The sequence below is a fragment of the Lentzea roselyniae genome (assembly GCF_039537795.1).
Lineage (GTDB): Bacteria > Actinomycetota > Actinomycetes > Mycobacteriales > Pseudonocardiaceae > Lentzea > Lentzea atacamensis.
The window spans coordinates 12,925-36,951 of record NZ_BAABBE010000009.1 but is presented as its reverse complement, the minus strand read 5'-3'; the positions used below and the strand labels follow the sequence as shown (position 1 = coordinate 36,951).

At 67.7% G+C, this 24,027-nt stretch carries 27 protein-coding genes and 1 pseudogene; 13 read left to right on the top strand and 15 right to left on the bottom strand.

What is annotated here, in order from left to right:
- Nucleotides 1-50: 50 nt before the first annotated feature.
- Nucleotides 51-2,123, top strand: a complete 2,073-nt coding sequence (locus tag ABFX45_RS17625; RefSeq protein ID WP_346131109.1) for a PhoX family protein — start codon at nucleotides 51-53, stop codon at nucleotides 2,121-2,123.
- A gap of 86 nt (nucleotides 2,124-2,209) precedes the next feature.
- Here the strand turns inward: ABFX45_RS17625 and ABFX45_RS17620 are convergent, their stop codons facing one another.
- Entirely contained in the window at nucleotides 2,210-2,782 is a 573-nt protein-coding gene (locus ABFX45_RS17620) for an arsenate reductase ArsC (protein WP_346131474.1), read from the bottom strand.
- A 17-nt stretch (nucleotides 2,783-2,799) separates the two neighbouring features.
- Between ABFX45_RS17620 and ABFX45_RS17615 the strand changes: the two genes are divergently transcribed.
- A complete protein-coding gene (locus ABFX45_RS17615; protein WP_346131107.1) occupies nucleotides 2,800-2,952 on the top strand; it encodes a hypothetical protein in 153 nt (50 codons plus the stop codon).
- On the opposite strand, the gene ABFX45_RS17610 is transcribed toward ABFX45_RS17615, so the two are convergent.
- From ABFX45_RS17610 to ABFX45_RS17565, 10 genes are all read right to left on the bottom strand, one after another.
- Entirely contained in the window at nucleotides 2,953-3,900 is a 948-nt protein-coding gene (locus ABFX45_RS17610) for an ArsO family NAD(P)H-dependent flavin-containing monooxygenase (RefSeq protein ID WP_346131105.1), read from the bottom strand.
- A 4-nt stretch (nucleotides 3,901-3,904) separates the two neighbouring features.
- Nucleotides 3,905-4,981, bottom strand: coding sequence for an ACR3 family arsenite efflux transporter (arsB, locus tag ABFX45_RS17605; RefSeq protein ID WP_346131103.1), 1,077 nt, complete (start codon nucleotides 4,979-4,981; stop codon nucleotides 3,905-3,907).
- Nucleotides 4,978-5,271: an ArsR/SmtB family transcription factor gene (locus ABFX45_RS17600; RefSeq protein WP_346131101.1), complete on the bottom strand. Its 294-nt coding sequence runs from the start codon at nucleotides 5,269-5,271 to the stop codon at nucleotides 4,978-4,980. Before ABFX45_RS17600 ends, arsB begins: the two co-directional genes overlap by 4 nt.
- Nucleotides 5,272-5,326: 55 nt before the next feature.
- Nucleotides 5,327-5,686: a metalloregulator ArsR/SmtB family transcription factor gene (locus tag ABFX45_RS17595; protein ID WP_346131099.1), complete on the bottom strand. Its 360-nt coding sequence runs from the start codon at nucleotides 5,684-5,686 to the stop codon at nucleotides 5,327-5,329.
- Nucleotides 5,687-5,699: 13 nt separating this feature from the next.
- Nucleotides 5,700-6,515, bottom strand: a complete 816-nt coding sequence (locus tag ABFX45_RS17590) for a response regulator transcription factor (RefSeq protein ID WP_346131097.1) — start codon at nucleotides 6,513-6,515, stop codon at nucleotides 5,700-5,702.
- 3 nt (nucleotides 6,516-6,518) lie between these two features.
- Entirely contained in the window at nucleotides 6,519-7,418 is a 900-nt protein-coding gene (gene pstB / locus ABFX45_RS17585; protein ID WP_346131095.1) for a phosphate ABC transporter ATP-binding protein PstB, read from the bottom strand.
- A 22-nt stretch (nucleotides 7,419-7,440) separates the two neighbouring features.
- On the bottom strand, nucleotides 7,441-8,334 hold the full coding sequence (gene pstA / locus ABFX45_RS17580) for a phosphate ABC transporter permease PstA (RefSeq protein WP_346131093.1): 894 nt from the start codon (nucleotides 8,332-8,334) through the stop codon (nucleotides 7,441-7,443).
- A complete protein-coding gene (gene pstC / locus ABFX45_RS17575) occupies nucleotides 8,334-9,317 on the bottom strand; it encodes a phosphate ABC transporter permease subunit PstC (protein WP_346131091.1) in 984 nt (327 codons plus the stop codon). Before pstC ends, pstA begins: the two co-directional genes overlap by 1 nt.
- Nucleotides 9,314-10,276, bottom strand: coding sequence for a phosphate ABC transporter substrate-binding protein PstS family protein (locus tag ABFX45_RS17570; RefSeq protein ID WP_346131089.1), 963 nt, complete (start codon nucleotides 10,274-10,276; stop codon nucleotides 9,314-9,316). The genes pstC and ABFX45_RS17570 overlap by 4 nt, the downstream gene beginning before the upstream one ends.
- 171 nt (nucleotides 10,277-10,447) lie before the next feature.
- Nucleotides 10,448-10,813, bottom strand: coding sequence for an ArsR/SmtB family transcription factor (locus ABFX45_RS17565; protein ID WP_346131087.1), 366 nt, complete (start codon nucleotides 10,811-10,813; stop codon nucleotides 10,448-10,450).
- An 85-nt stretch (nucleotides 10,814-10,898) separates the two neighbouring features.
- Between ABFX45_RS17565 and ABFX45_RS17560 the strand changes: the two genes are divergently transcribed.
- From ABFX45_RS17560 to ABFX45_RS17550, 3 genes are all read left to right on the top strand, one after another.
- A complete protein-coding gene (locus tag ABFX45_RS17560; protein WP_346131085.1) occupies nucleotides 10,899-11,540 on the top strand; it encodes an arsenate reductase ArsC in 642 nt (213 codons plus the stop codon).
- An 11-nt stretch (nucleotides 11,541-11,551) separates the two neighbouring features.
- Nucleotides 11,552-11,725, top strand: coding sequence for a hypothetical protein (locus ABFX45_RS17555; RefSeq protein WP_346131083.1), 174 nt, complete (start codon nucleotides 11,552-11,554; stop codon nucleotides 11,723-11,725).
- 90 nt (nucleotides 11,726-11,815) lie between these two features.
- Nucleotides 11,816-12,217 carry an arsenate reductase ArsC gene (locus tag ABFX45_RS17550; RefSeq protein ID WP_346131081.1) on the top strand — a complete coding sequence of 134 codons (402 nt, stop codon included), beginning with the start codon at nucleotides 11,816-11,818 and terminating at the stop codon, nucleotides 12,215-12,217.
- Here the strand turns inward: ABFX45_RS17550 and ABFX45_RS17545 are convergent.
- Genes ABFX45_RS17545 through ABFX45_RS17535 form a run of 3 tightly spaced genes read right to left on the bottom strand, consistent with a single transcriptional unit; the run spans nucleotide 12,103 to nucleotide 14,724 of the window.
- On the bottom strand, nucleotides 12,103-12,999 hold the full coding sequence (locus ABFX45_RS17545) for an MFS transporter (RefSeq protein WP_346131079.1): 897 nt from the start codon (nucleotides 12,997-12,999) through the stop codon (nucleotides 12,103-12,105). The genes ABFX45_RS17550 and ABFX45_RS17545 overlap by 115 nt on opposite strands.
- Nucleotides 12,918-13,349 (bottom strand): MFS transporter, encoded by a 432-nt coding sequence (locus tag ABFX45_RS17540; protein WP_346131077.1) that lies wholly within the window; start codon nucleotides 13,347-13,349, stop codon nucleotides 12,918-12,920. The genes ABFX45_RS17545 and ABFX45_RS17540 overlap by 82 nt, the downstream gene beginning before the upstream one ends.
- A gap of 43 nt (nucleotides 13,350-13,392) precedes the next feature.
- The gene (locus tag ABFX45_RS17535; RefSeq protein WP_346131075.1) at nucleotides 13,393-14,724 is read right to left on the bottom strand and encodes an NAD(P)-binding domain-containing protein; all 1,332 of its coding nucleotides are present in this window, start codon (nucleotides 14,722-14,724) and stop codon (nucleotides 13,393-13,395) included.
- 98 nt (nucleotides 14,725-14,822) lie between these two features.
- On the opposite strand from ABFX45_RS17535, the gene ABFX45_RS17530 reads away from it, so the two are divergent.
- From ABFX45_RS17530 to ABFX45_RS46500, 3 genes and pseudogenes are all read left to right on the top strand, one after another.
- The gene (locus ABFX45_RS17530) at nucleotides 14,823-15,659 is read left to right on the top strand and encodes a helix-turn-helix domain-containing GNAT family N-acetyltransferase (protein ID WP_346131073.1); all 837 of its coding nucleotides are present in this window, start codon (nucleotides 14,823-14,825) and stop codon (nucleotides 15,657-15,659) included.
- A gap of 56 nt (nucleotides 15,660-15,715) precedes the next feature.
- Entirely contained in the window at nucleotides 15,716-16,741 is a 1,026-nt protein-coding gene (locus ABFX45_RS17525; RefSeq protein WP_346131071.1) for a flavin-containing monooxygenase, read from the top strand.
- 129 nt (nucleotides 16,742-16,870) lie between these two features.
- Nucleotides 16,871-17,308 (top strand): annotated as a pseudogene (locus ABFX45_RS46500) (thioredoxin family protein); the annotation flags it as partial.
- 152 nt (nucleotides 17,309-17,460) lie between these two features.
- On the opposite strand, the gene ABFX45_RS17520 reads toward ABFX45_RS46500, so the two are convergent.
- Nucleotides 17,461-19,074, bottom strand: coding sequence for a peptide chain release factor 3 (locus ABFX45_RS17520; RefSeq protein ID WP_346131069.1), 1,614 nt, complete (start codon nucleotides 19,072-19,074; stop codon nucleotides 17,461-17,463).
- Nucleotides 19,075-19,232: 158 nt separating this feature from the next.
- Here ABFX45_RS17520 and ABFX45_RS17515 point away from each other — a divergent pair, with 158 nt between their 5' ends.
- From ABFX45_RS17515 to ABFX45_RS17495, 5 genes are all read left to right on the top strand, one after another.
- On the top strand, nucleotides 19,233-19,604 hold the full coding sequence (locus ABFX45_RS17515; RefSeq protein ID WP_346131067.1) for a MerR family transcriptional regulator: 372 nt from the start codon (nucleotides 19,233-19,235) through the stop codon (nucleotides 19,602-19,604).
- Nucleotides 19,605-19,679: 75 nt separating this feature from the next.
- A complete protein-coding gene (locus ABFX45_RS17510) occupies nucleotides 19,680-21,356 on the top strand; it encodes a ribonuclease J (protein ID WP_346131472.1) in 1,677 nt (558 codons plus the stop codon).
- A 19-nt stretch (nucleotides 21,357-21,375) separates the two neighbouring features.
- Nucleotides 21,376-21,732, top strand: a complete 357-nt coding sequence (locus ABFX45_RS17505; RefSeq protein ID WP_346131065.1) for a hypothetical protein — start codon at nucleotides 21,376-21,378, stop codon at nucleotides 21,730-21,732.
- A gap of 413 nt (nucleotides 21,733-22,145) precedes the next feature.
- Complete coding sequence (locus ABFX45_RS17500; RefSeq protein ID WP_346131063.1) at nucleotides 22,146-23,630, top strand: SulP family inorganic anion transporter; 1,485 nt, start codon at nucleotides 22,146-22,148, stop codon at nucleotides 23,628-23,630.
- A 105-nt stretch (nucleotides 23,631-23,735) separates the two neighbouring features.
- Nucleotides 23,736-23,972, top strand: a complete 237-nt coding sequence (locus ABFX45_RS17495; protein ID WP_346131061.1) for a hypothetical protein — start codon at nucleotides 23,736-23,738, stop codon at nucleotides 23,970-23,972.
- The last annotated feature ends 55 nt before the right edge of the window (nucleotides 23,973-24,027 follow it).

The window sequence follows — 24,027 nt, the reverse complement described above, 5'->3', positions numbered from 1 at the left end:
TATACGCGTTCGGCTCGTGTCGTTCCCGAACGGACTTGCATGGAGGTGCCGTGCCGCCGCGTCCCACCACGGACCAGCGGATCATCCCGCTGCCCTTGGCGTCGACCAACCACGCCGGGCGTTCCGCCCTGACCTGCCGCTACCGCTGCGGCGACGCCTGCTTCCACGAGGCGCCCAACACCTCGACCAACGCCTACCTCGGCGACGTCATCACGAGCGCGCTGTCACGACGCTCACTCCTGAAGTCGACGGCTGTGCTGTCTGTGGCAGCAGCGGGAACGGCAGCCGTTGCCGTGCCCGCATCTGCGGACATCGACGCCGAACTCCGCCTCGGCGGCAACCGGGGTGCTCGCGGGCTCCGCTTCGAACCGGTGGCGCACAACAAGCTCGACGCCGTGGTTGTACCGCCCGGTTACGAGCAGGACGTCGTGATCCGGTGGGGCGACCCGGTTCTGCCCGGCGCTCCGGCCTTCGACCCGGCCAAGCAGACGGCGGCCGCGCAGGCGAAGCAGTTCGGTTTCAACGTCGACTACCTCGCGTTGCTGGATCTGGACCACGACCGGCTCGTGCTCGTCGCGAACCACGAGTACACCAGTGAGCAGGTGATGTTCGCCGGGTACAACGCGGCCAACCCGACGCGCGAGCAGGTCGAGATCGCCTGGGCCGCGCACGGTCTGAGCGTTGTCGTGCTCGAGGAACAGCGCCGCACCGGCAAGCTCTCGCCGGTGAAGCACCGCCTCAACCGCCGCATCACCGCCACCAGCAAGCTGGAGTTCGCCGGCCCTGCTGCCGGAAGCGCGCTGTTGAAGACCTCGGCGGACCCGACTGGGCGCACGGTGCTGGGCACGCTCAACAACTGCGGCGGTGGCGTCACGCCGTGGGGCACGGTGCTCTCCGGCGAGGAGAACTTCAACCAGTACTTCGGCAACGCCGACCTGGTCACCGATCCGACGACGAAGACCCGGCTGGCCCGCTACGGCCTGCGCGGCACCGCGAGCGAGCGCAAGTGGGAGCGGTTCGACAAGCGCTTCGACGTCTCGCAGGAGCCCAACGAGGTCAACCGGCACGGCTGGGTCGTCGAGATCGACCCGTTCGACCCGGACTTCGTGCCGCGCAAGCGCACGGCGCTGGGCCGGTTCAAGCACGAGGCCGCCGAGCCGCGGCTGACCAGCGACGGCCGGGTCGTGCTCTACATGGGCGACGACGAGCGATTCGACTACTTCTACAAGTTCGTCTCGAAGAACCGCGTTCGCCGCGGCGAGAGCCAGTCGGCTCGCCGGCACAACCTGACGCTGCTCGACGAAGGCACGCTCTACGTCGCGAAGTTCACCGGCGACAGCCCTGCCACGGAGATCGACGGTTCGGGCAAGCTGCCCGCCGACGGCGCGTTCGACGGCACCGGCGAGTGGATCGCGCTGGCGAGCGGGAACACCTCGTTCGTTCCCGGCATGACGGCCGCGGAGGTCTACGTCTTCACGCGCCTGGCCGCGGACAAGGTCGGTGCGACGAAGGTGGACCGGCCCGAGGACGTCGAGCCGCACCCGGACAACGGGACTGTCTACATCGCACTGACGAACAACTCCGACCGCGGTGCGGCGGGCAAGGCGGCGCCGGACGAGGCGAACCCGCGCACCCGCAACCGGCACGGTCAGGTCATGGAGGTCATGGAGTCGCGCAACAACGCGGCGGCGACGAGCTTCCGGTGGCGGTTGTTCCTGGTGTGCGGTGACCCCGCGGATCCCAGCACGTACTTCGCGGGTTTCCCGAAGGACCAGGTGTCGGCGGTGTCCTGTCCGGACAACCTGGCGTTCGACCGTCACGGCAACCTTTGGATCGCGACCGACGGCAGCGCGCTCGGCTCCAACGACGGCCTGTTCGGCGTCGCCGTGGACGGCCGGTATCGCGGTCAGGTCAAGCAGTTCCTCACCGTGCCGATCGGGGCGGAGACCTGCGGGCCGATCATCGAGGAACGGCGAGTCGTGGTCGCCGTTCAACACCCCGGTGAAATCGACGGCGCAACCGTCGAGAAGCCCGGATCCACGTGGCCGGACGGTCCTGGCAGGATCGCGCGTCCATCTGTGGTGACGGTGCGCCGATCTGACTGCGGCCGGATCGGTGACTGAGACTCGGCTACCTATGGCCGGGATCGGTTAGTGGGAACGACTAACCACGGTGGGGACCGTCCGGTTCGGACGGTCCCCACTCCCGTTCAGGCACGAGCTGCGACGCCGAGTTCGTCGAGCAGGCCGCGAACCTGGCGTTCGATCTCGTCACGCACGGGCCGTACATCGGAGACATCCTTGCCCGCCGGGTCGTCGAGCGTCCAGTTCAGGTACCGCTTGCCGGGGAACACCGGGCACGCGTCGCCGCAGCCCATCGTGACGACCACATCCGCAGCACGGACGATCTCGTCGGTCCACGGCTTCGGGAACTCACGAGAGATGTCGATACCGCGCTCACTCATCGCCTCGACGGCCGACGGGTTGATCTGGTAGCCCGGTTCGGAGCCGCCGGACCAGGCCACGGCGCGATCCTCGGCGAGATGCTCGAAGAAGCCCAGCGCCATCTGGCTGCGACCCGCGTTGTGCACGCACAGGAACAGCACGATCGGCTTGCCGTCGGTCGCTTGCCCCTCGATCTTGGCCAGGGCGTACAGCCTCTGGCGGGCGAACCGCTCAGCCAGCAACGGCAGGAAGTTCGGGATGGTGCTACGCGACGCGAACTGGTCGTAGCTGGTGTGCGGGTGCCGAGGCCTACATCGCCGATGACGGACGCATCGCAGACCATCCCGTGATCAACATGTTCAAGAGCTTCATCGCCGTCGCTGCGGCCTGCCTGCTCCAGGCGGCTCTCACGATCAACAGCCTTCTCGGCAACGAGACACTGGCCGCCGCGACCGCTGAAGCACAGGAGCGCCTTGGCGTCTCGATCGACCGCCCGAAGCTGAAGTGATCAGGCCAACGAGCTGGCGATCCTGGCTACTGTCGCCTTCGCGGTAGGCCCGACGCCGATCAGCGTCGCGGACGCGGGGCCAGTCCAGCTGCCGTATCCGAGCAGGTGCAAGCGCGGCTCACCAACTGCCGTCGTGCCCTCGGTGGGCACGTGACCGCGGGCGTCCCGCAGCTGCAGTGGCGCAAGGTGCCCGAGCGCGGCGCGGAAGCCGGTGCACCAGATCACCACGTCAGCTTCGGCGAGCGCCTCGGTGTCCATCGGCGTGGCCACGAGCAGCCCGTTGTCGCGCGCCTCCCGGACCGGTGGCACCGCGACGATGTCGCCGAGCTCTCCGACTCCACGGCTGGCGATGTCGAACAACGCCTTGCCGTCGATCTCGTCCGGCAGGTAGCGCGGTGGCCGGCGGGTCATCCAGGTCAACTGAGCATGGGGCACCAGGTCCGCCGCGACCTGAGCTCCGGAGTTCCCACCGCCGACCACAACGACCTTCTGCCCGGAGAACTCGAGCGGGTTGCGGTAGTCGACGGTGTGCAGCTGACGGCCCGGAAGCCCCATGAGTGGCCGGAACGGACGCCACCAGGTGCCGGTCGCGCTGATCACGTGCCGCGCAGACCACGTACCGGCATCGGTGTGCACCAACAACCCGTCGCGAGCCCGACCGACCGAGGTCACCTGGACCGAGCGATGCATTGGAACGTCGTAACGCTTCTCATACGCCGTCAGGTAGTCCACAACGTGCTGCGCGGTCGGATAACCGTCCGAAAAGGACGGCATCGGCCACCCCGGCAGCGAGCTGTGCCGCGCGATGGAGAACAACCGCAGCGAGTCCCACCCGTGCGGCCATGCCCCGCCCGGCGACGATTGTGCGTCCAGCACCACGTAGTCGATGCCCGCACGGCGCAGGTAGTAGGCGGCGGCCAGTCCTGCCTGGCCGCCGCCGATCACCACGACATCAGACTTCAGCGCGGGCCGCCCATCGACGCCGCAGCCACAGGCTCACGTAGACGAGCGCCACGAGCACGGGCACTTCGATCAGCGGACCGACCACACCGGCCAGCGCCTGGCCCGAGGTCACGCCGAACACACCGATCGCAACAGCGATGGCGAGCTCGAAGTTGTTGCCCGCCGCGGTGAACGCCAGCGTGGTGGTCCGCTCGTACGACAGTCCCGAGGCCTTGCCCAGCGCGTAGGAACCGGCCCACATGATGGCGAAGTAGACCAGCAGCGGCAGCGCGATGCGAGCGACGTCGAGCGGCCGGTTCGTGATGGTCTCGCCCTGCAGCGCGAACAGGATGACGATCGTGAACAGCAGGCCGTACAAGGCGATCGGGCCGACTCGCGGCAGGAACGCCGACTCGTACCACTCGCGTCCACGTGACCGCTCGCCCAGCTTGCGGCTGAGGTAGCCGGCCAGCAGCGGGATGCCGAGGAAGATCAGCACGGACTTGGCGATCTCCCACGCCGAGAAGTCGACCGAGGCGGTGCCGAGACCGAGCCAGCCGGGCAGCAGGTCGAGGTAGAACCAGCCGAGCACACCGAACATGACCACCTGGAACACCGAGTTCAATGCCACCAGCACGGCGGCTGCCTCGCGGTCACCGCAGGCGAGGTCGTTCCAGATGATGACCATCGCGATGCAGCGGGCGAGACCGACGATGATCAGGCCGGTGCGGTACTCGGGCAGGTCGGCGAGGAAGATCCACGCCAGCGCGAACATCAGTGCCGGGCCGAAAACCCAGTTCAGCACCAGCGACAGCACCATCGTGCGCTTGTCACGGGTGACGGTGTCGAGCTTGTCGTAGCGGACCTTGGCCAGCACCGGGTACATCATCAGCAGCAGGCCCAGAGCGATGGGCAGCGACACCCCGTCGATCTTCACCGCCTCGAGCACGCCCTGCAGGCCGGGCACGAAGCTACCGAGGCCGAGTCCCGCCACCATGGCGAGGCCGATCCACGCCGGCAGCCAGCGGTCCAGGAAGGACAACCGGTGCAGGACGTCCTGCTCCGCCGTCGGGTTGGTGGTGCTCAACAAGGCCTCCTGGCGTCGGAGTTGGCGCGGTCGGCCAGCTCGTTCAGACTGTCCGCGACCCGCCGCAGGGCGTCGGGCCGCAGCCGGTAGTACGTGAAGCGCCCGCACGGCTCGGTGTCGACGAACCCGGCCTCGCGCAGCACCTTGAGGTGGTTGGACACGTTGGTCTGCTTGGCGCCGGTTTCCTCGACAAGGTGACAGGTGCACAAGGCCTCACCGGCGAGCAGCTCCACGATCTGGGCACGCAGCGGATCGGCGAGAACCTTCAACACATCAGCATCGAGTGACATCAGTCAGGAATGATACATCAGCCCGGCCTGATGAGACGCAGGGCTGAGTAGCAGGTCAGTCGCAGCGAGAGGCGGGCTCATCACGCAGCGGGCCGCCGGGCCGCAACAGCTGTTCCATGGTGTCGAAGACCTCGTGGTCCAGCCGGTACCAGCTCCACGTGCCCCGTCGCTCGCGCTGCAGCACACCTGCGTTGACCAGGATTTTCAGGTGGTGACTCAGCGAGGACTGCGGCATGTCGAACTCGTCGGCGAGGTCGCAGAAGCAGGCCTCTCCGCTCGCCGCCTGCCTCACGAGCACGACCAGCTGCACCCGGATGGGATCCGCGAGGGCCTTGAAGAGACGTGCGGCGGAAGCCGGGTCGTCAGGCACCGCCACCAGCGCCTCCCTTCGCGCATCCAGGTCCGTCGTCGACATGGTGACATGTTCATCAAACAGGATGAACGTCCGGTGAACGCGACCCTACCGGGGGCACGCTGAACTGGTAGCCGAGGCCGCGGACGACACGAATCCACGTCGGATTGTGGTCGTCGTCACCCAGCCGCTTGCGCAGCCGCATGATGTGGACGTTCAGCGTGTTGCTCTTCGCCGAGGGCCGGTCCGCCCACAGCGTGGCGACGAGCTCGTTGCGACTGACCACGGCGCCGGGTCTCTCGGCGAAGTAGCGCAGCATGAGGAACTCCATCGGCGGCAGCTGGACGAGTACGCCGTCGAGCCAGAACTGTGGCACCGCGCCGTCGACCCGCAGCCGGCCGAGGTCGATGACCATCGGCCGGATCTCCACCGTGTCGGTCTTCGGTGCGAGCGACCCGAGGAATGCGAGCAGTTCACGGGTGCGGTAGGGGCGCGGCACCACCGCTGTCACGCCCACTTCCGCGGCCCGCGCCGCGAAGTCGCCTGAGCCCGGTCCGGCACCGACCACGACCGGTACGTCCGGATCGTCCGCGCGCACGATCGTGAGGAAGTCGATCGGATCGAGCTTGCCCACCGCGGGACCGAGCAGCACGGCATCCGGACACGTCCGGCCGAGCACCAGCAAGGCCTCCGCCGGGTCCGGGCAGACCCGCGGCTCCACCGGCTGGCCGGTGAACCCGTCGAGGAGCTGGTGCACGACGTCGGCGTCATGGTCCACCACGAGGACGGCGAGCCGGTTCTGGACCCGGCCCTTGTTCGCCAGACAGGCTCGCCGCCGCGTGTGGAACTGTGAGCTGTCGGACTCCCAAGCCCCCAACGCAGAGCCCGTCACGGCTTACCCGAATCGTCCGGTGATGTACGCCTCGGTCCGGGCGTCGGAGGGGTTGCCGAAGATGTGCTCGGTGGTGTCGAACTCCACCAGCCTGCCCGTGCGGTGTCCCTTCTCGTCGGCCTCGGCGGTGAAGAAGCCGGTGCGCTGCGAGACGCGGGCGGCCTGCTGCATGTTGTGGGTGACGATGATGATCGTGTAGGTCGAGGCGAGGTCGGCCATCAGATCCTCGATCTTGGCGGTGGCGATCGGGTCGAGCGCCGAGCACGGCTCGTCCATCAGGATCACCTCGGGCGAGGTGGCGATAGCGCGGGCGATGCACAGCCGCTGTTGCTGACCGCCGGACAGGCCGAAGGCGTTCTGCTTGAGCTTGTCCTTGACCTCGTCCCACAAGGCGGCGCCGCGCAGCGCTCGTTCCACGACGGTGTCCATGTCGGACACCTTCATGCCGGTGACCCGAGGGCCGTAGGCGACGTTGTCGTAGATGGACTTCGGGAACGGGTTGGGCTTCTGGAACACCATCCCGATGCGCCGGCGCACCTCGATGACGTCGACATCCTCGCCGTAGATGTCCACACCGTGGTAGGCGACCGCACCTTCGACTCGCGCGCCGGGCACCAGATCGTTCATCCGGTTCAGGCATCGCAGCACCGTGGACTTGCCGCAGCCCGACGGCCCGATCAACGCGGTGATCTCCCTGCTGCCGAACGACATGTTCACGTCGGTCACCGCGCGGAAGTCGCCGTAGAGGACTTCCAGGTCCTTCAGCGTGATCACGCCGTCCGGTGCTCCCTCCACTGGCGCGAGGGTGTTCGACCGCTCGATGGTGACCTGGTTCTCCGGCGTGGAGTCGTCCTGGGTCGTGCGCTGGTCGGTGGACACCGCTGGCCGCTCCGTTCTGGTCATTTCTGGCTCCTTCATCGGGGTGTCACCACCGGCGCTGGTAGCGGTTGCGCAACCAGATCGCGAGCGCGTTCATCACGAGCAGCACGATGATCAGCAGCAGGATCGTGGAATAGGCCAGGTCGCGGAACTCGACACGGTCCAGCGGCACCAGGCTGAAGATCTGGGTGGGCAGAACGGTGTAGCGGGAAAACACGCCGTCCGGGTTGAACGTGAGGAACGTCGTCGCGCCCACAAGCAGCAGCGGCGCCGCTTCACCGATCGCACGCGACAACGCGAGGATCGAGCCGGTGGCGATGCCGGGTACCGCCGCGGGCAGCACCTGCCGCCACGTGGTCTGCCACTGCGTCGCACCGAGCGCGAGCGAGCCGGAGCGGATCTCCGAAGGCACGGCGCGCAGTGCCTCGCGGCCGGTGATGATCACCACCGGCAGGATCAGCAACGCCAACGAGATCGCACCCGCGAGCAGCACCGCACCGATGGACAGCGGACCGCGCACCACGAACCCGAGCGTCAGGATGCCGTAGATCACCGACGGCACCGCGGCGAGGTTCTGGATGTTGAGCTCGATCAGCCGGTTCCACCAGCGGCTGTTGTCCGCGTACTCCTCCAGGTACACCGCAGCCGCGATGCCCAACGGCAAGGCGATCAGCGCCGTGAGCACCATGATCCAGATCGTCCCGAACAGGGCGGACTTCACACCCGACGTGTCCGGCCGCAGCCGCGACGGGTGCTCGGTGACGAGGTTCAGGTCGAACCGAGCCAGTCCTTTCTGGACGATCACGGCGAGCACGAAGAACAGGAACACGCAGATGATCGCCAGGCACGCCCACAGCGCAAAGGCGAACGCGGTCGGCCCCACGCCCTTGCGGCGGCCGGACTTCAGGCTCTGGTCGAGCACGAGCGTCGTCGCGGTCATCAGTAGGCCTGCCTGTACTTGCGGACCAGCCGGATGCTGATCACGTTGATCAGGAGGGTCATCACGAACAAGAGAGCGCCGATCGCGAACAACGCGTAGTACGACGGACTTCCGTGCGGGGTGTCACCGCTCGCGGCCTGCGCGATGAACCCGGTCATCGTCTGCGCGCCCTTGAGCGGGTCCGCGGTGAACAGCGGCATGTTGCCCGCCGCGATCGCGACGATCATCGTCTCGCCGATCGCACGCGAGATGCCCAGCACGATCGCGGCCACGATGCCCGACAACGCCGCCGGGAACACGACCCGAATGGTGGTCTGCATCCTGTTGGCGCCCAACGCGTACGAGCCCTGCCGCAACGCCAGCGGAACGGCCGACATCGCGTCCTCGCTCAGCGAGGCGACCGTGGGCACGATCATGAAGCCCATCACGATGCCGGGCGAGATCATGCTGTAGATGCCCTCGATTCCCAGCAGGGGCTTGAGGATCGGCGTGATCACGGTCAGGGCGAGGAAGCCGTAGACCACGGTCGGCACGCCGGCGAGGATTTCGAGGATCGGCTTGAAGATCTTCCGCACGCGCTGCGAGGCGTACTCACTGAGGTAGATCGCGGCACCGAGGCCGAACGGGACGGCGACCACCAAGGAGATCAGCGTGATCATCAAGGTCGCGGTGACCAGCGGCAGGACGCCCCACGACTTGTCGTCCCAGTTGAACTTGTCGCCGAACAGCGCCGTCCACTCAGTGCCGAAAAGGAACTCCCCCACGCTGACGTGGGTGAAGAACTCGGCGACCGGCGCGAACAGAGACGCGACGATGCCGACCGTGACGAGAACCGACAACGCGGCCGCGCTCACCAGCACGGCCTTGATGATCTTCTCGCCGATGCGCGGGCTCTGCGCGGTCAGGTCGACCGGCGGGCCCTCCCACGCGACCGGGTGGCCGCCCGAGTCCGGGCGGCCACCGTCACGAGTCTTGATGCTCACTTGCCTGCGGCCTTCGCCTGCAGCGCGGCGAGTGCGTCCTTGGCCTTCTTCTTCTGATCATCGGTCAGCGGAACGAACCGGGCGGCCTTGACGATGTCGTCGTTCTTCTCGAGGTAGAACTCGACGAACTTCTCGACCTGCGGCTTCTTCAGGCCGGCGTCGGAAGGGTAGATGAACAGCGGGCGGGCGAGCGGGGTGTAGCTGCCGTCCTGCGCGGCCTTCACCGACGGCTCGACGCAGCCCTTGCCACCGTCGATCTTCACAGCCTTGAGCTTGTCGGCGTTCTCCTCGAAGTAGGAGAAGCCGAAGTACCCGAGACCACCCTTCGAGCCGCTGACACCCTGAACCGTGATGTTGTCGTTCTCGGTCGGGTTGTAGTCCTTGCGGCTGGCGCCTTCCTTGCCGTTGATCACATCGGTGAAGTAGTCGAACGTCCCGGAGTCGGCGCCCGCACCGTAGAGATCGAGCTTCTGGTCCGGGAAGGACGGGTCGACCTGGTTCCAGTTGGTGACCTTGGAATCGGGCTCCCAGATCTTCTTCAGCTGGGTGACCGTGAGGCAGTCGGCCCAGGTGTTCTCCTTGTGCGCCACCACGGTCAGCGCGTCGTTGGCGACCTGCAGCTCGGTGTAGCTGACACCCTTCTCCGTGCAGACCTTGCCCTCGGCGTCCTTGATCGGGCGAGAGGCACCGGAGATGTCGGTCTCGCCGACGCAGAACTTCTTGAAGCCGCCGCCGGTACCCGAGGCGCTCACCGACACCTGGACGCCGCTGTTCTTCTCCATGAACAGCTCGGACGCGGCGATCGACAGCGGTTCAACGGTGCTCGAACCGTCGATCACGACCGGGCCGGACAGCTGCTCACCCCCGCTCTCGGAGCCACTGCCGTTGTTCTGCCCACCACAGGCGGACAGGGTCAGCGCGGCAACAGCCACGACGGACAACACGTGCGCACGCTTCACCTGGCGGATGGTCACTGACGTGCCTCCTGCTCGGGACCCGGATCGGGGCCGGGATCTTCGACGAGAACCCCCGTTCGAGGGCCCCTGCATCGAAGAATCTCGTTCTAAACAGAAGGTGAACACCGAGTGACAGGGAGAACTATGGTTGAAAAATCTCGATCCAACGCGCGTTCACTTTGCGCCGATCGGCGCAGCGAGCAGACTGCGAACCTCTTCCAGGCGCTCCGGGATCGCGACATACCAACCCCAGGTACCGCGGCGCTCGCCGCGAACGAGGCCGACCTCCGCGAGGACACGCAGGTGATGGCTGACGGTCCCCTGGCTCAGGCCAACACTGTCGACGAGGTCGCACACGCACGATTCACCGCTGGGAGCGGCCTGCAGGAGGCGGAGCAGTTCAAGGCGGACGGGACTGGACAGCGCCTTGAAGAACTCGGCGATGCTCGTTGCCTCGGCGGCATCCACGCCCTGGCCGAGTGACACGCAGCGCTCGTGGCCGCCGTTGTCCACCTGGAGTTCACCGCGACGCTCCACCATGGCCCGAGGGTATGACCTAGATTGACAAAAGTCGATGCAACCGATGTGCTCTATATCGACAATCTTCGGTCCAAGGAGACCTCACATGACGCGCGCAGGCGGCCTGCCCCAGCACGAGCTCACCGCCCAACTGCTCCGGATCACCGATGAGCTCGCCGACAAGTTCCACGGCGTGTTCGGCCGCGAGACCATCGAGCGCTTCGTCGACGAGACCTACCGCCTGCTCGACGCGAACGCGACGATCAAGACGCACCTCGCGACGCTCACCGCGCGCTTCGCCAAGCAGCGCCTGACGGACTACGGCCGCGCGCAGGGGCTGACCAAGGTCGAGGTGCCGCAGGTGTTGTTCATCTGCGTCCACAACGTCGGCCGCTCGCAGATGGCGTCCGCGCTGCTGGAGCACCACGCGTTCGGCAAGGTCGCGGTGCGCTCCGCCGGCAGCCAGCCGAGCGGTTCCATCCCGAAGGAGATCACCGAGGCGCTTGCCGAGCTGAACGTCTCTTTGACGCAGGCGTTTCCGAAGCCGCTCACCGACGAGGTCGTGCGCGCCGCCGATGTCGTGGTCACGATGGGCTGCGGCGACTCCTGTCCCGTGTACCCCGGCAAGCGCTACCTCGACTGGGAGGTGGCCGACCCGGTCGGCGCCCCGCTGCACCGCGTGCGCGAGGTGCGCGACGACATCGACCGCCGGATCCGCGGACTGCTCGCGGAACTGCTGGGCGACTGATGCTGCAGGTCTTGCTGGTCACCCTCCTGGGCACCGTCGGCGTCGTGATGACCTTCGCCCTCGGCGTTGCCAGCCTGTCCCAGGCTCACGACGCCGCACGCGGCAGTGCCCGCCAGCTGACCCGCAAGACCTTCGCCTGCATCTGGTTCACCGCCTGTGGCGCACTGGTAGTGAGTGGCCTGTAGCTCTACGTGACGTGACGAAGCGTGTCACCAACCGTTCACCTGGATCGGGCATTATCGAACCAACGCCAATGCCGCCACGAGGAGATCGTCGTGACCAAGACCCCTGAAGTGCTGTTCGTCTGCGTGCACAACGCCGGCCGCTCGCAGATGGCCGCGGCGCTGCTGCAGCACTACGGCATGGGCAGGATCGCGGTCCGCTCCGCCGGCTCGGCGCCCGCGGAGAAGGTGAACCCGGCCGCCGCCGACGCCCTCGCCGAGTGGGGCCTGGACATCACCGCCGAGGTGCCGTCCAAGCTCACGACCGAGGACGTCGAGGCGTCCGACGTGGTAATCACGATGGGCTGCGGCGACACCTGCCCGGTCTTCCCCGGCAAGCGCTACCTCGACTGGCAGCTCGAGGACCCGGCGGGCCAGGGCATCGACGCGGTCCGCCCGATCCGCGACGAGATCGACCGCCGCGTCCGCGGCCTGGTCGCCGAACTGCTCGACTGACGCGGCACGCTGGCGGCCGACAACCCGGCCGCCAGCACCCCGATCGCCCCCAGCACGATGAACACCGCCGGGTAGCCGCCGAACCACGAAGCCATGGCACTGCCCGCCCACGGCGCGATCGCAGCGGTCAACGTCACCGGCACCGCGAGCAAGCCGCTCAGCCGTCCATAGTGGACCGCTCCCCAACGATCGGTGATCGCGGTCGCCTGCACCAGCGTGAAGATCCCGCGTGCGACACCGGCAAGCACCGCACCGGCGATCAGCAGCAAAGCCGGTCCAGGCACCACACCCAGCAACGTCGTGATCACCGCACTCGCGAACAATACGAGCGCGGTCCGCGTCCGCACCGACGTCTTCGCGGTCAATCTGCCGTACCCGAGCCGCCCGAGGACCTGACCCACCCCACCGGGGCCCAGGGCTACTGCGGCCGTGGATGTCGACATGCCACGTTCGATCAGCAGCGGCACGAGATTGACCACGACCGCGTAGACGCTGAACGCCGCCAGGCTCATCGCGATCGTCAACACGAGGAACGGCCTGCTGCGCGCCACTGCGGACGGATGGTGTTCGGTCTCGTGCTCTATCTGCGGCCAAGGCAGCCGCAGACCCCACAGGTGCAGGGGAATCGTTGTGACAGCGAGGAATCCGGCCAGCAGGAGGTACGTACCGCGCCAGTCCAGATAGGTGTTGAGCACGGCGGTCAGCGGTGCGAACACCGTGCTGGCAAGCCCCGCGACCAACGTGGCCGCGTCAGTGCCGTCACCCGCCGCGGCCCGCACCACCGGGTGAGCGCGGCGAACGCGGGCGCGTAGAACACCCCGGCCATCGCGACGCCGGCCACCAACCACGCAGCCGTGAACCACGCGAGCGATTCCGCTGTCGCGAGCGCGACCAACGCCGGAACAGCGATGATCGAGCCTGTCGTCATGATGGCACGAGGCCCGCGCCGATCGAACAGCCTGCCCACCGGCACGCCCACGAGCGCCGCCACGACCTGACTGGCGGAGAAGCCCGCAGTGATCGCAGCAAGCGACCAGCCCGTCTGCGCGCTGATCGTCGGCAACAGCACGGAGAACGCGTAGAACAACACGCCCCAACTGATGATCTCGGTCGTGCACAACACGATCAGCACGCTGCGCAGCCCGGCGTCAACACCAGGCTGCGCCGCAACCGTCTCAACGTGCACTTGGCGCGAGACCGATCGTCACGTCAACCGACTCAGGCGCACCGCAGCAACCGCCCTCGCTCTTGGCTTCTTGAGGTGCGTCGAACACTCCGGCACCACCACAGACCCCGGTCTCGGGCAGCACCAACTCCACCCGTCCCGCCGACTCGTGATCGCCCGCGATCGCAGCCACCACCGAACGCGCCTGTTCGTAGCCGGTCAGCGACAGGAACGTCGGTGCACGCCCGTAGCTCTTCATGCCCACCAGGTACACACCGGGCTCGGGGTGGCGCAGTTCCGCTTCACCGTGCGGGTAGACGGTGCCGCACGAGTGGACGTTCGGGTCGATCAACGGCGCGAGCTTCGTCGGCGCCTGCAGCACCGGGTCCAGTTCGAGCCGGATCTCCGACAACCACGACAGATCCGGCCGGAACCCGGTCAGCACAACGACCTCGTCGATCCCGTCGATCTTGTGGCCGTCGAAGGACTCCAGCGTCAGCGTGCCGTCGCCCATCTGCTCGACAACCTCGGTCCGGAAACCGGTGACGGTCTCGATGTGGCCGGCTTCCGCGGCCTTCTTCGCCCGCAATCCCAACGCACCGCGAGCAGGCAGCTGGTCCGACTCGCCGCCGCCGAACGCGTTGCCGACCGCACCGCGCCGCAGCAGCCACACGATCTTCGTACCCGGCTCCTGCTCAGCCAGATCGGCGAAGGCGACCAGCGCGGTCAGCGCCGAGTGCCCACTGCCCGCGACCGCGATCCGCTTGCCCGCGTACCGCTCCCGTTCCACGGCCAGATCCGGAACCCTGTAGTTGATGCGCGCAGCAGCCGCCTTCTCGCCCACCGCGGGAAGCCCGTCACCGCCCAGCGGATTCGGCGAACCCCAGGTACCGGACGCGTCGATCACCGCCCGCGCCGTGATCCGCTCCTCCCCATCGGACGTCTGCACGTGCACCGTCAGCGGCTCGTCCTCACGACCGGCGTCGACGACCCGGTCCCGGCCGCGCCGCGCGACACCCACAACGCGCGCACCGAACCGCACGCGGTCACCCAGCGCTTCAGCCAGCGGCCGCAGGTAGAGCTCCGCCCACTCGGCCCCGGTCGGATACGTGTCACCGTCAGGCCGCACCCAACCCGTTGGTTCCAGCAGACGGGCGGCCGCCGGATCCACCAGCTCGCTCCACTTGGAGAACAGCCGGACGTAGTTCCACTGCGACACCGCGGCGCCGGCACGGTCGCCCGCCTCCAGCACGATCGGGCGCTCACCACGTTCGACCAGGCGCGCCACGGCAGACAAACCCGCTGGTCCGGCACCCACCACGACGACTGGCAACTCGTTCACCGCACACCCCTTGCATCGAAGGTCTTCGAATCAACTTAGCCGACTCTATCGACGCAAATCGATTGACACAACCATCGATTTGTGTCGATACTTGCGGCATGACGGTCACCGTGCCCGGTCCTCGCCTGCTCGAGACACAGGACGCCGCCACCTACTCGGAGTGGTTCGCAAGCCTTGCCGAACCCACCCGCGTACGCCTTCTGCACGCCGTGGCCACCGCCGGCCGGTCCATGACGGTCGGAGAACTGACGGAACTGCTCGGCATCAGCCAGTCGACCTGCTCGCACCACGTGCGCAAGCTCGCCGACGTCGGGTTCCTGTTGCTGCACAAGGAAGGCACGGCCACCCGCGTGACCGTGAACCCGAACTGCTGCACCGGACTCCCGCACGCGGCCGACGTCGTGATGGGCGTACTTGAAGCCCGCCCCTGCTGCCCCACCGACGTGCCCGCCGACGTCTTGGTGCGACAGCTCGAACCGGGCGACTGGGCCGCGGTGCGGCGCATCTACGGCGAGGGCATCGCCACCGGCGACGCAACGTTCGAGACCGAGGTACCGAGCCGGAAGTCCTTGGACGCCAAGTGGCTGCCGGACCACCGCTGGATCGCCGAAGTCGACGGATCCGTCGCAGGCTGGGCAGCAGCGACACCGGTGTCGGCACGGGACTGCTACGCGGGAGTCGCCGAAACCTCCGTCTACGTCGGCACGGACTCCCGTGGCCGCGGTGTCGGCAAAGCCCTGCTACGCCAACAGGTCATGGCCGCCGACGAGGCCGGTCTGTGGACGTTGCAGACGTCGATCTTCCCGGAGAACCGCGCAAGCCTCGCCCTGCACCACTCCGCGGGCTTCCGCACCCTCGGCGTCCGCGAACGCATCGCGCAACACCACGGCGTGTGGCGCGACACCGTGTTCCTCGAACGCCGCACCACCAACTAGCTCCCCGCCATCAGAACCGTCGCCGCACGCGGTGACGGCTACTTCGAGGTGCCCAAATGAACTGCCACGACGCCATCGTCATCGGCGCCGGCCAGTCCGGACTCGCCGCTGCCCACGCACTGATCATCCAAGGTTTGCGCCCGCTCGTGCTCGAAGCAGGTGCCGAACCGGTCGGCTCCTGGCCGCACTACTACGACAGCCTGACCCTGTTCTCCCCAGCGCGATACAGCGCGTTGCCGGGCCTGCCGTTCCCCGGCGATCCCGAGCACTACCCGCACCGCGACGAGGTCGTGGACTACCTCCGCACCTACGCCGCACACCTCGACACTGACATTCGCACCGGACAACGAGTTGCCAAGGTGGTGCGCGACAACGACTTCCGCGTCGCAACAGCGGACGGCACGACGTTCAGCGCTCCGATCGTCATCGCCGCCACCGGCGGCTTCGGCAACCCGCACCGACCTGCGTTACCCGGCCTCGACGACTTCCCCGGCACCGTCCTGCACACCGCGCAGTACCGCACCCCCGAGCCTTTTCAGGGGCAACGCGTCGTCGTGGTCGGCGCGGGCAACTCCGCAGTCCAGATCGCCGCAGAGCTCGCCGAGCACGCCCATGTCACCCTCGCCACCCGCAAGCCGGTGAAGTTCTCCGCACAACGCCCGTTCGGCCGGGACCTGCACTTCTGGCTCGACCGCACCGGCCTCGACACCCTGCCGATCGGTCCCTGGCTGCCGGACGGGTTCACCACTCCTGTGCTCGACACCGGCCGCTACCGCACCGCGCTCGAAACCTGTCGTCCAGACCGCCGCCCGATGTTCGCCGCAATAGAGGGCTCCAAGGTCATCTGGCCGGACGACCAGCGCGAGCACGTCGACACGATCATTCTGGCGACCGGCTACCGCCCGGACTTGCCTTACCTGCACGGCCTTGACACCGCACACGACCGAGGCGTCGCTCGCCACCATGCCGACCTGGGCCTCGTCGGCTTGGAATGGCAGCGCAGCCTCTCATCGGCGACTCTGCGCGGTGTCGGCCGCGACGCCACCCACGTGGTCAAACGGCTCCTCAACACGCGTTCATAAGCCTGGTCCACTACCGATGTGACGCAGGTCTCGTTGAAGGCAGTACTTGGGTACCGGCTTAGCGTTGTCAGTGTCGGTTCTGCATGAGTTCTCCAGAGGTGTGCGACATGGCGGTGGAAGGTCACCGACGCGACGTTGGAGCAGCTGGTCGGGTCGTCACCGGATCCGGCGGTCGTGGAGTTTTACGCGACCCGGTGCGGCGACTGCCGCAGAATCGCGCCACTCCTGGACGACCTCGAGGCCGAGTTCGCGTCGCGCGTGCGGTTGGTGAAGGTCAACGCTGACGAGAACCCCACACTGGTGGCGAGGTTCGGGGTGTCCTCGACGCCGACGCTGTTCGCAATCGTTGACAACAGTCAGGTCGCGACGGCCGTTGGCGCCCAGCCGGTCCCGATCTTGCGGGCACTGTTCGACAGTGCGGCGGGTGCTGGCTGTGGGTGTGGACCGTCCTGCGAATCCGGCACCAGCACTCAGCGTGTGGCCGACGCGAACTCCGGATGGGTGCCTGCGGAGGCGTGCACTTTGCCTACCGCTGACCAGCCGTTGCGGCTCAGCCGAGTTCGGTGATCATCGGGTCGACGAACATCGACACGGCGGCGGTCTGTCCGAGTGCGGTGAGTGCGACGAGCAGCGTCGACCAGCCGACGACGTGCCAGCCGTAGAAACCGGACTGCGTGAGCGAGCGGAACGAGATCAGGACTTCTCCCAGCGGCGAGCGGTCAGTCGTCTGCCCCCGCGACGAGAGGGTCCAGCCGCACGTCGGGATGCAGGCGCCGCATCACTCCCAGCGCGGTCGAGTCCACGAACAGCGCGAGGTCGGCGCCGTCGGTACGGGTGAGGACCTCGCTGCGGCCGCCGTCCACGAGGGACCGTTGTTGCGGGTCGGCCAGGCGGCGCACAACGGTGTAGGGCAACGGTTCGAGTCGCACCGGGGACTTGAACTCGGCGTCGAGGCGGTGTGCGGCGACCTCGAACTGCATCGGGCCGACCGCGGCGAACACCGGCGCGCCGTCGCCGCGGCGCAGCGAACGCAGCACCTGCACCACGCCTTCGGACTCCAGCTGTTCGATGCCCTTGCGGAACTGCTTGGAGCGACTGAGATCCGCGGGCCGCGCGACGGCGAAGTGCGCCGGGGCGAAGCTGGGCAGGCCGGGGAACCGCACGGCGGGTTTGCCCGCGTACAACGTGTCACCGACCCGCAGGGCGGTGGCATTGACCAGTCCGATCACATCGCCAGGAAAGGCAGTGTCCAATGTGGAGCGTTGCTGGCCGAAGACCTGTTGCGCGTACTTGGTCGCGAACGGCCTGCCCGTGGCCGCGTTGGTGACGATCATGCCGCGTTCGAACACCCCTGAGCACACGCGTGCGAACGCGACCTGGTCGCGGTGCGCGGGATCCATGCCGGTCTGCACCTTGAACACGAACGCCGAGAACGGCGCGTCCAGCTCTCGCGGCGTGCCGTCGGCGTCGGGCCGCGCGGTGGGGCGTGGCGCGAGCTCGACGAGCAGGTCGAGCAGGTGCCGCACACCGAAGTTGAGCACCGCGGAACCGAACAGCACCGGTGTCGCCGTGGCGTCGAGGAACCGCGCCGGCTCGAACTCTCCACCGGACGCGGCGAGCAGCTCGGCCTCCTCACAGGCTCGTGCCCACTGTGCGCCTTCCTCTGCCTCGGCCTGCCCCGGCGGTAGGTGGTCCTCCGCGGCGGCCGTGGCGCCACCGGCCGTGCGCTGGTAGCGCACGAAGTGCCCACCGCGCCGGTCGAGCACGCCGCGGAAGTGCCCCGCGTCGCCGACCGGCCAGGTCAGCGGCATTGGTTGCAGGCCGATCCGCTCCACGAGTTCGTCGCACAGGTCCAGCGCGTCCCGGCCGGGGCGGTCCCACTTGTTGATGAACGTGATCACCGGGATGCCGCGGTACCGGCAGACGTCGAACAGCTTGAGAGTCTGCGGTTCCAGGCCCTTGGCCGCGTCGAGCAGCATGACCGCGCAGTCCACCGCCGACAGCACCCGGTAGGTGTCCTCGGAGAAGTCCGCGTGCCCAGGAGTGTCCAGCAGGTTGATCACGCAGTCGCGGTAGGAGAACTGCAACGCCGCCGAGGTGATGGAGATCCCACGCGCCTTCTCCATCTCCATCCAGTCCGACACCACACCGCGCCGCCCGGCCTTGCCGTGCACCGCGCCAGCCTCGGAGATCACCTTCGCGTGCAACGCCAACGCCTCGGTCATGGTCGACTTGCCCGCGTCGGGGTGGCTGATCACCGCGAAGGTGCGCCTGCGTTCCGTTTCCGCGAGCACGGCTGCGGACGAGGCGGTCGCCGGGGTGGCGGTGGTCATTCGCGATCCTTCGGGTAGGCAACTTGCGCCAAACTCTACCCTCACGTCACGGTAATCTGATGCCGGCCCGGCAGTGCGCATGAGGCACGGACGCAGCGCGTGATGCCAGAATGACGGGATCGTGGCGCGGTTCGGGAAGGGATGTTGTGGGCGAGCACATGCAGATCGGTGAGGTGGCGGAGCGGACCGGTCTGTCGTTGCGCACCATCCGGTACTACGAGGAGGTCGACCTGGTGGTGCCGAGCGCACGCAGCCAGGGCGGGTTCCGTCTTTACACCGAGCCTGACGTACAGCGCCTCGACGTGATCAAGCGGATGAAGCCGCTGGGCTTCCAGCTCGAGGAGATGCGCGAGCTGCTCGGCATCCTCGACGCGCTGTCCGCCGGCGACGACCCCGACCGCGACAAGCACCTCGATCGGCTGTCCGAGTTCTGGACGGCCGCTGACGAACGCTGCCAGCAACTGCGCGCGCAGCTGCGCATCGCCGAGGACTTCGCCACGACCTTGCGCTCCCACCTGCCCGCGGACTGACGACCGTCATCGCGTGTGGCGTGCGGCACCGAATTTCCCTCACCGGCAACTCTCACGTAACGTGAGAGTGTGACCATGGCTCGAATCTCCACTCCTCCGCCCGCACTCGCCCCGGATGCCCTGCGGGTCATCGCCCTCGGTGGCCTCGGTGAGATCGGCCGGAACATGACCGTGTTCGAGCACGAGGGCAAGCTGCTCGTAGTCGACTGCGGAGTGCTGTTCCCCGAGGAGCACCAGCCCGGCGTCGACGTGATCCTCCCGGACTGGAGCTGCATCTCCGACCGGCTGGCCGACGTGGTCGCGATCGTGCTGACCCATGGCCACGAGGACCACATCGGGGGCGTGCCGTACCTGCTGCGCGAACGGCCCGGCATCCCGGTCGTCGGCTCCCGTCTCACGCTGAAGTTCCTGGCCGCCAAGCTGGCCGAACACCGGATCAAGCCGGTGCTGGTCGAGGTCGCGGAAGGCGAACGACTCACCCAGGGCCCGTTCGACCTCGAGTTCCTCGCCGTCAACCACTCCATCCCCGACGGCCTGGCCATCGCCATCCGCACCCGCGCCGGGCTCGTGCTGCACACCGGCGACTTCAAGATGGACCAGTTCCCGCTGGACAAGCGGATCACGGACCTGCGCGGCTTCGCCCGCCTCGGCGAGGAGGGCGTCGACCTGTTCCTCGTCGACTCCACCAACGCCGACGTGCCCGGCTTCACCACCTCCGAACGCGATCTCGCCCCCGCGATCGACGAGGTGTTCCGCACCACGCCGCGCCGGGTGATCGTCTCCAGCTTCGCCAGCCACGTGCACCGCATCCAGCAGGTGCTCGACGCGGCGGCCGCGCACGGCCGCAAGGTCGCCTTCGTCGGCCGTTCCATGGTCCGCAACATGGGCCTTGCCTCCGAGCTGGAGTACCTGCGGGTGCCCGACGGCCTGGTCATCGACATCAAGGACGCCAACCGGCTGCCCGCCCACCAGGTGACGCTGGTGTGCACCGGGTCGCAGGGAGAGCCGATGGCCGCCCTGTCCCGCATGGCGGCCGGCGAGCACGAGATCGTCATCGACGAAGGCGACACCGTCCTGCTGGCCAGCTCGCTGATCCCCGGCAACGAGAACGCGATCTACCGGGTGATCAACGGCCTGACCGACCGGGGCGCCAACGTGGTGCACAAGGGCAACGCCAAGGTCCACGTCTCCGGGCACGCCAGCGCCGGTGAACTGGTCTACTGCTACAACCTCGTGCAACCCGCCAACGTCCTGCCGGTGCACGGCGAGGCGCGACACCTGCGGGCCAACGCGGAGCTGGCCGTCAGCACCGGCGTCGACCGTGACCGGGTGCTCGTCGCCGCCAACGGCCACGTCGTCGATCTGCGCGACGGCAGGGCCTCGGTCACCGGCCGGGTCGGGGTGCACAACATCTACGTCGACGGCCAGACCGTCGGCGGCGTCACCGAGGACTCCCTGGCACAGCGCCGCACGCTGGGCGAAGAAGGCGTGATCACCGTCGTCGCCATCATCGACACCGACACCGGGCGGCTCGACGAGGCACCCGACTTCATCGCCCACGGCTTCGAACACGACGCCTCGACGTTCCAGCCGGTGGTTCCGGCCATCGAGAAGGCCCTCGCGGGCGCCGCAGAGAGGAACGTCACCGACGTGGCGGAGCTCGAACGGCTCATCGCACGACAGGTGCAGACCTGGGCACAACGCACCTACCGCCGCCGGCCGGTGGTCATCCCGGTCATCATCGAGGCCTGACCTCCCGGCGGCGATGATCATGAGAAGCAGTCCGCGCAGATTCGAGTCACCGAGCCAGTACAACGCCGCCTACCCCCGCTGTGCCCTGCCTGCCGAGCCACTGAGGCTGCGCGGCTATCGCGCCGCGCTGCAAGGCGTCGTGGACGACGTGACCGGTGCGGCGGACTCGATGACGGTGGAGTTCCTGCCCGGCGGGGCACCTGGCCCTGGGCAACCGGACCGTCTGGGGATGGTGGTGGCGACCCGCTGGGGGCAAGGCCCCGTTCTCGTACTCGCCGAACGAGTCTCGTTGCGCGCGGCGTGGGAGTCGATCGTCCAGCGGTGGCCGGCACGCGTGTCCGAGGTCCGCGCCGTTCTCGACCGATCCACGAGGTGACCATCACCCGGATACCGGATAATGGTCACGGTCAACCGGAGAGCTTGCTCACGATCAGCCTGTCCAGCCTGGGATCAACCATCACGTCAGGGTAGAGTCCACTGTGGTTGCGCCGGAGATGCCGCGGCCCGTCATGTAACCCCGATCCCTTCAGACGCAAGGCGTAGCGGGGTTCGACCGGACTGCGAGAGGCACCTGACGCATGAGTACCGCCGAGGAGGACCGCAGGGCCTAGCACCACGCTCTGCGAACCCGTAACCGTTCGCGGCACCAACCACATCACACGTCACACCGGCGTCGGCGCCGGTGCTCTCCCGCGTGCACTGGGGCGCGCGGATCCCGAAACCTGTTCACCACGCGAGCGTCCTGCCTGCTCGCGCGCACAAATCCTGAGGTGTCGATTGTCCTCACACGTGGCTGCGCCGCGCCCATCACTGCTGTCGAGGGTCCGCACGACCTGGTTCGCCAACCCGCGCGCGGATCTGCTGTCCGGCCTGGTGGTCGCACTCGCGCTGATCCCCGAGGCGCTGTCGTTCTCGATCATCGCCGGCGTCGACCCGAAGGTCGGCCTCTACGCCTCGTTCACCATCGCGATCATCATCGCGTTCTCCGGCGGCCGTCCCGGCATGATCTCCGCCGCGACCGGCGCGATGGCCCTGGTACTGGTGCCGCTGGTGCGTGACCACGGCGTGGAGTACCTGTTCGCCGCCACCATCCTCACCGGCGCGTTCCAGATCCTGTTCGGCCTGGTGGGCGTGCACAAGCTGATGCGGTTCGTGCCGCGCACCGTGATGGTCGGCTTCGTCAACGCGCTCGCGATCCTGCTGTTCACCGCGCAGATTCCGCACATCACCAAGGGCGGCTGGCCGGTCATCGCCCTGGTGGTGCTCGGTCTCGGCATCATCTACCTGCTGCCCAGGCTCACCAAGGCGATCCCGGCGCCGCTGGTGGCCATCGTGGTGATCACCGCGCTGACGGTGTTCCTGCACGTCGCCGTGCCCACGGTCGGCGGGATGGGTGAGCTGCCCACCGCGCTGCCCGGTTTCGGCCTGCCGATGGTGCCGTTCACGCTCGAAACCCTCACGATCGTCGCGCCCTTCGCGCTGACGCTGGCGGTCGTCGGCCTGATCGAGTCGCTGCTCACCGCCCAGCTGCTCGACGACCTCACCGACACCCCGTCGAAGAAGGGGATGGAGGTCCGCGGGCAGGGCATCGCCAACATCGCCACCGGCTTCCTCGGCGGCATGGCCGGGTGCGCGATGATCGGCCAGTCCATCATCAACATCAAGTCCGGCGGCCGCACCCGCCTGTCCACCTTGTCCGCGGGCGTCTTCCTGCTGATCCTGGTCTTCACCCTCGGCCCGGTCGTCTCCCTGATCCCGATGGCCGCGCTGGTCGCGGTGATGATCTTCGTGTCGGTCAGCACCTTCGACTGGTCCAGCATCAAGCCGGCCGCGCTCCGCCGCGCGCCCAAGAGCGAGACCGCCGTGATGGTCGTGACCGTCGGCACCGTCGTCGCCACCCACAACCTCGCACTCGGCGTCATCGCGGGCGCGCTGCTCTCGGCGATCTTCTTCGCCCGCCGCGTGGCGCACCTGGTCGACGTCTCCAGCGTGCTCGACCCCGACGGCACCATCCGCGTCTACGCCGTCACCGGTGAGCTGTTCTTCGCCTCCAGCAACGAGCTGATGCACTCCTTCGACTACACCGACACGGTGTCGAAGGTAGTCATCGACCTGTCCGATGCCCATGTGTGGGACAGCTCCGCGGTCGCCACCCTCGACGCGGTCACTGCGAAGTTCACCTCCCGCGGCATCGAAGCCGAGATCATCGGTCTCAACCCGCACAGCGAACAACTGCACACCAAGCTGTCAGGACAGCTCGCCGGATCACATTGATGAGGCGAAAGGGGTGGCATCTGCAGGTGCCGCCCCTTTCGCGTTTTGCCCATCTCGGGCACCATCCACTCTATACAACCCTCACGTTAGAGTAGTGTTGTGGTCATGGAAGTCGTGCCGGCCAGGAGTGAACCCGTTCTCACGCAGACCGAGATCATCGACTGCGTCGAGGACGCCTTCCTCTCCGGCTCCGCCACCGTGACCGGACTGCTGGACGCCGCCCTGCGCTGCCAGGCCCGGCCCGCCGTGTTCGCCACACTGATCCAGCTGCCCGAGCGCTCCTACATCTCCGTCATGGACGTCCTGTCCAGCCTGCCCGATCTGCCGTTCACCGCGGACTGAGCCGCTCGCTCGTCTCATCCGAGCAGGCTTCCCGCGAACGGAGACCCTTGGTCCA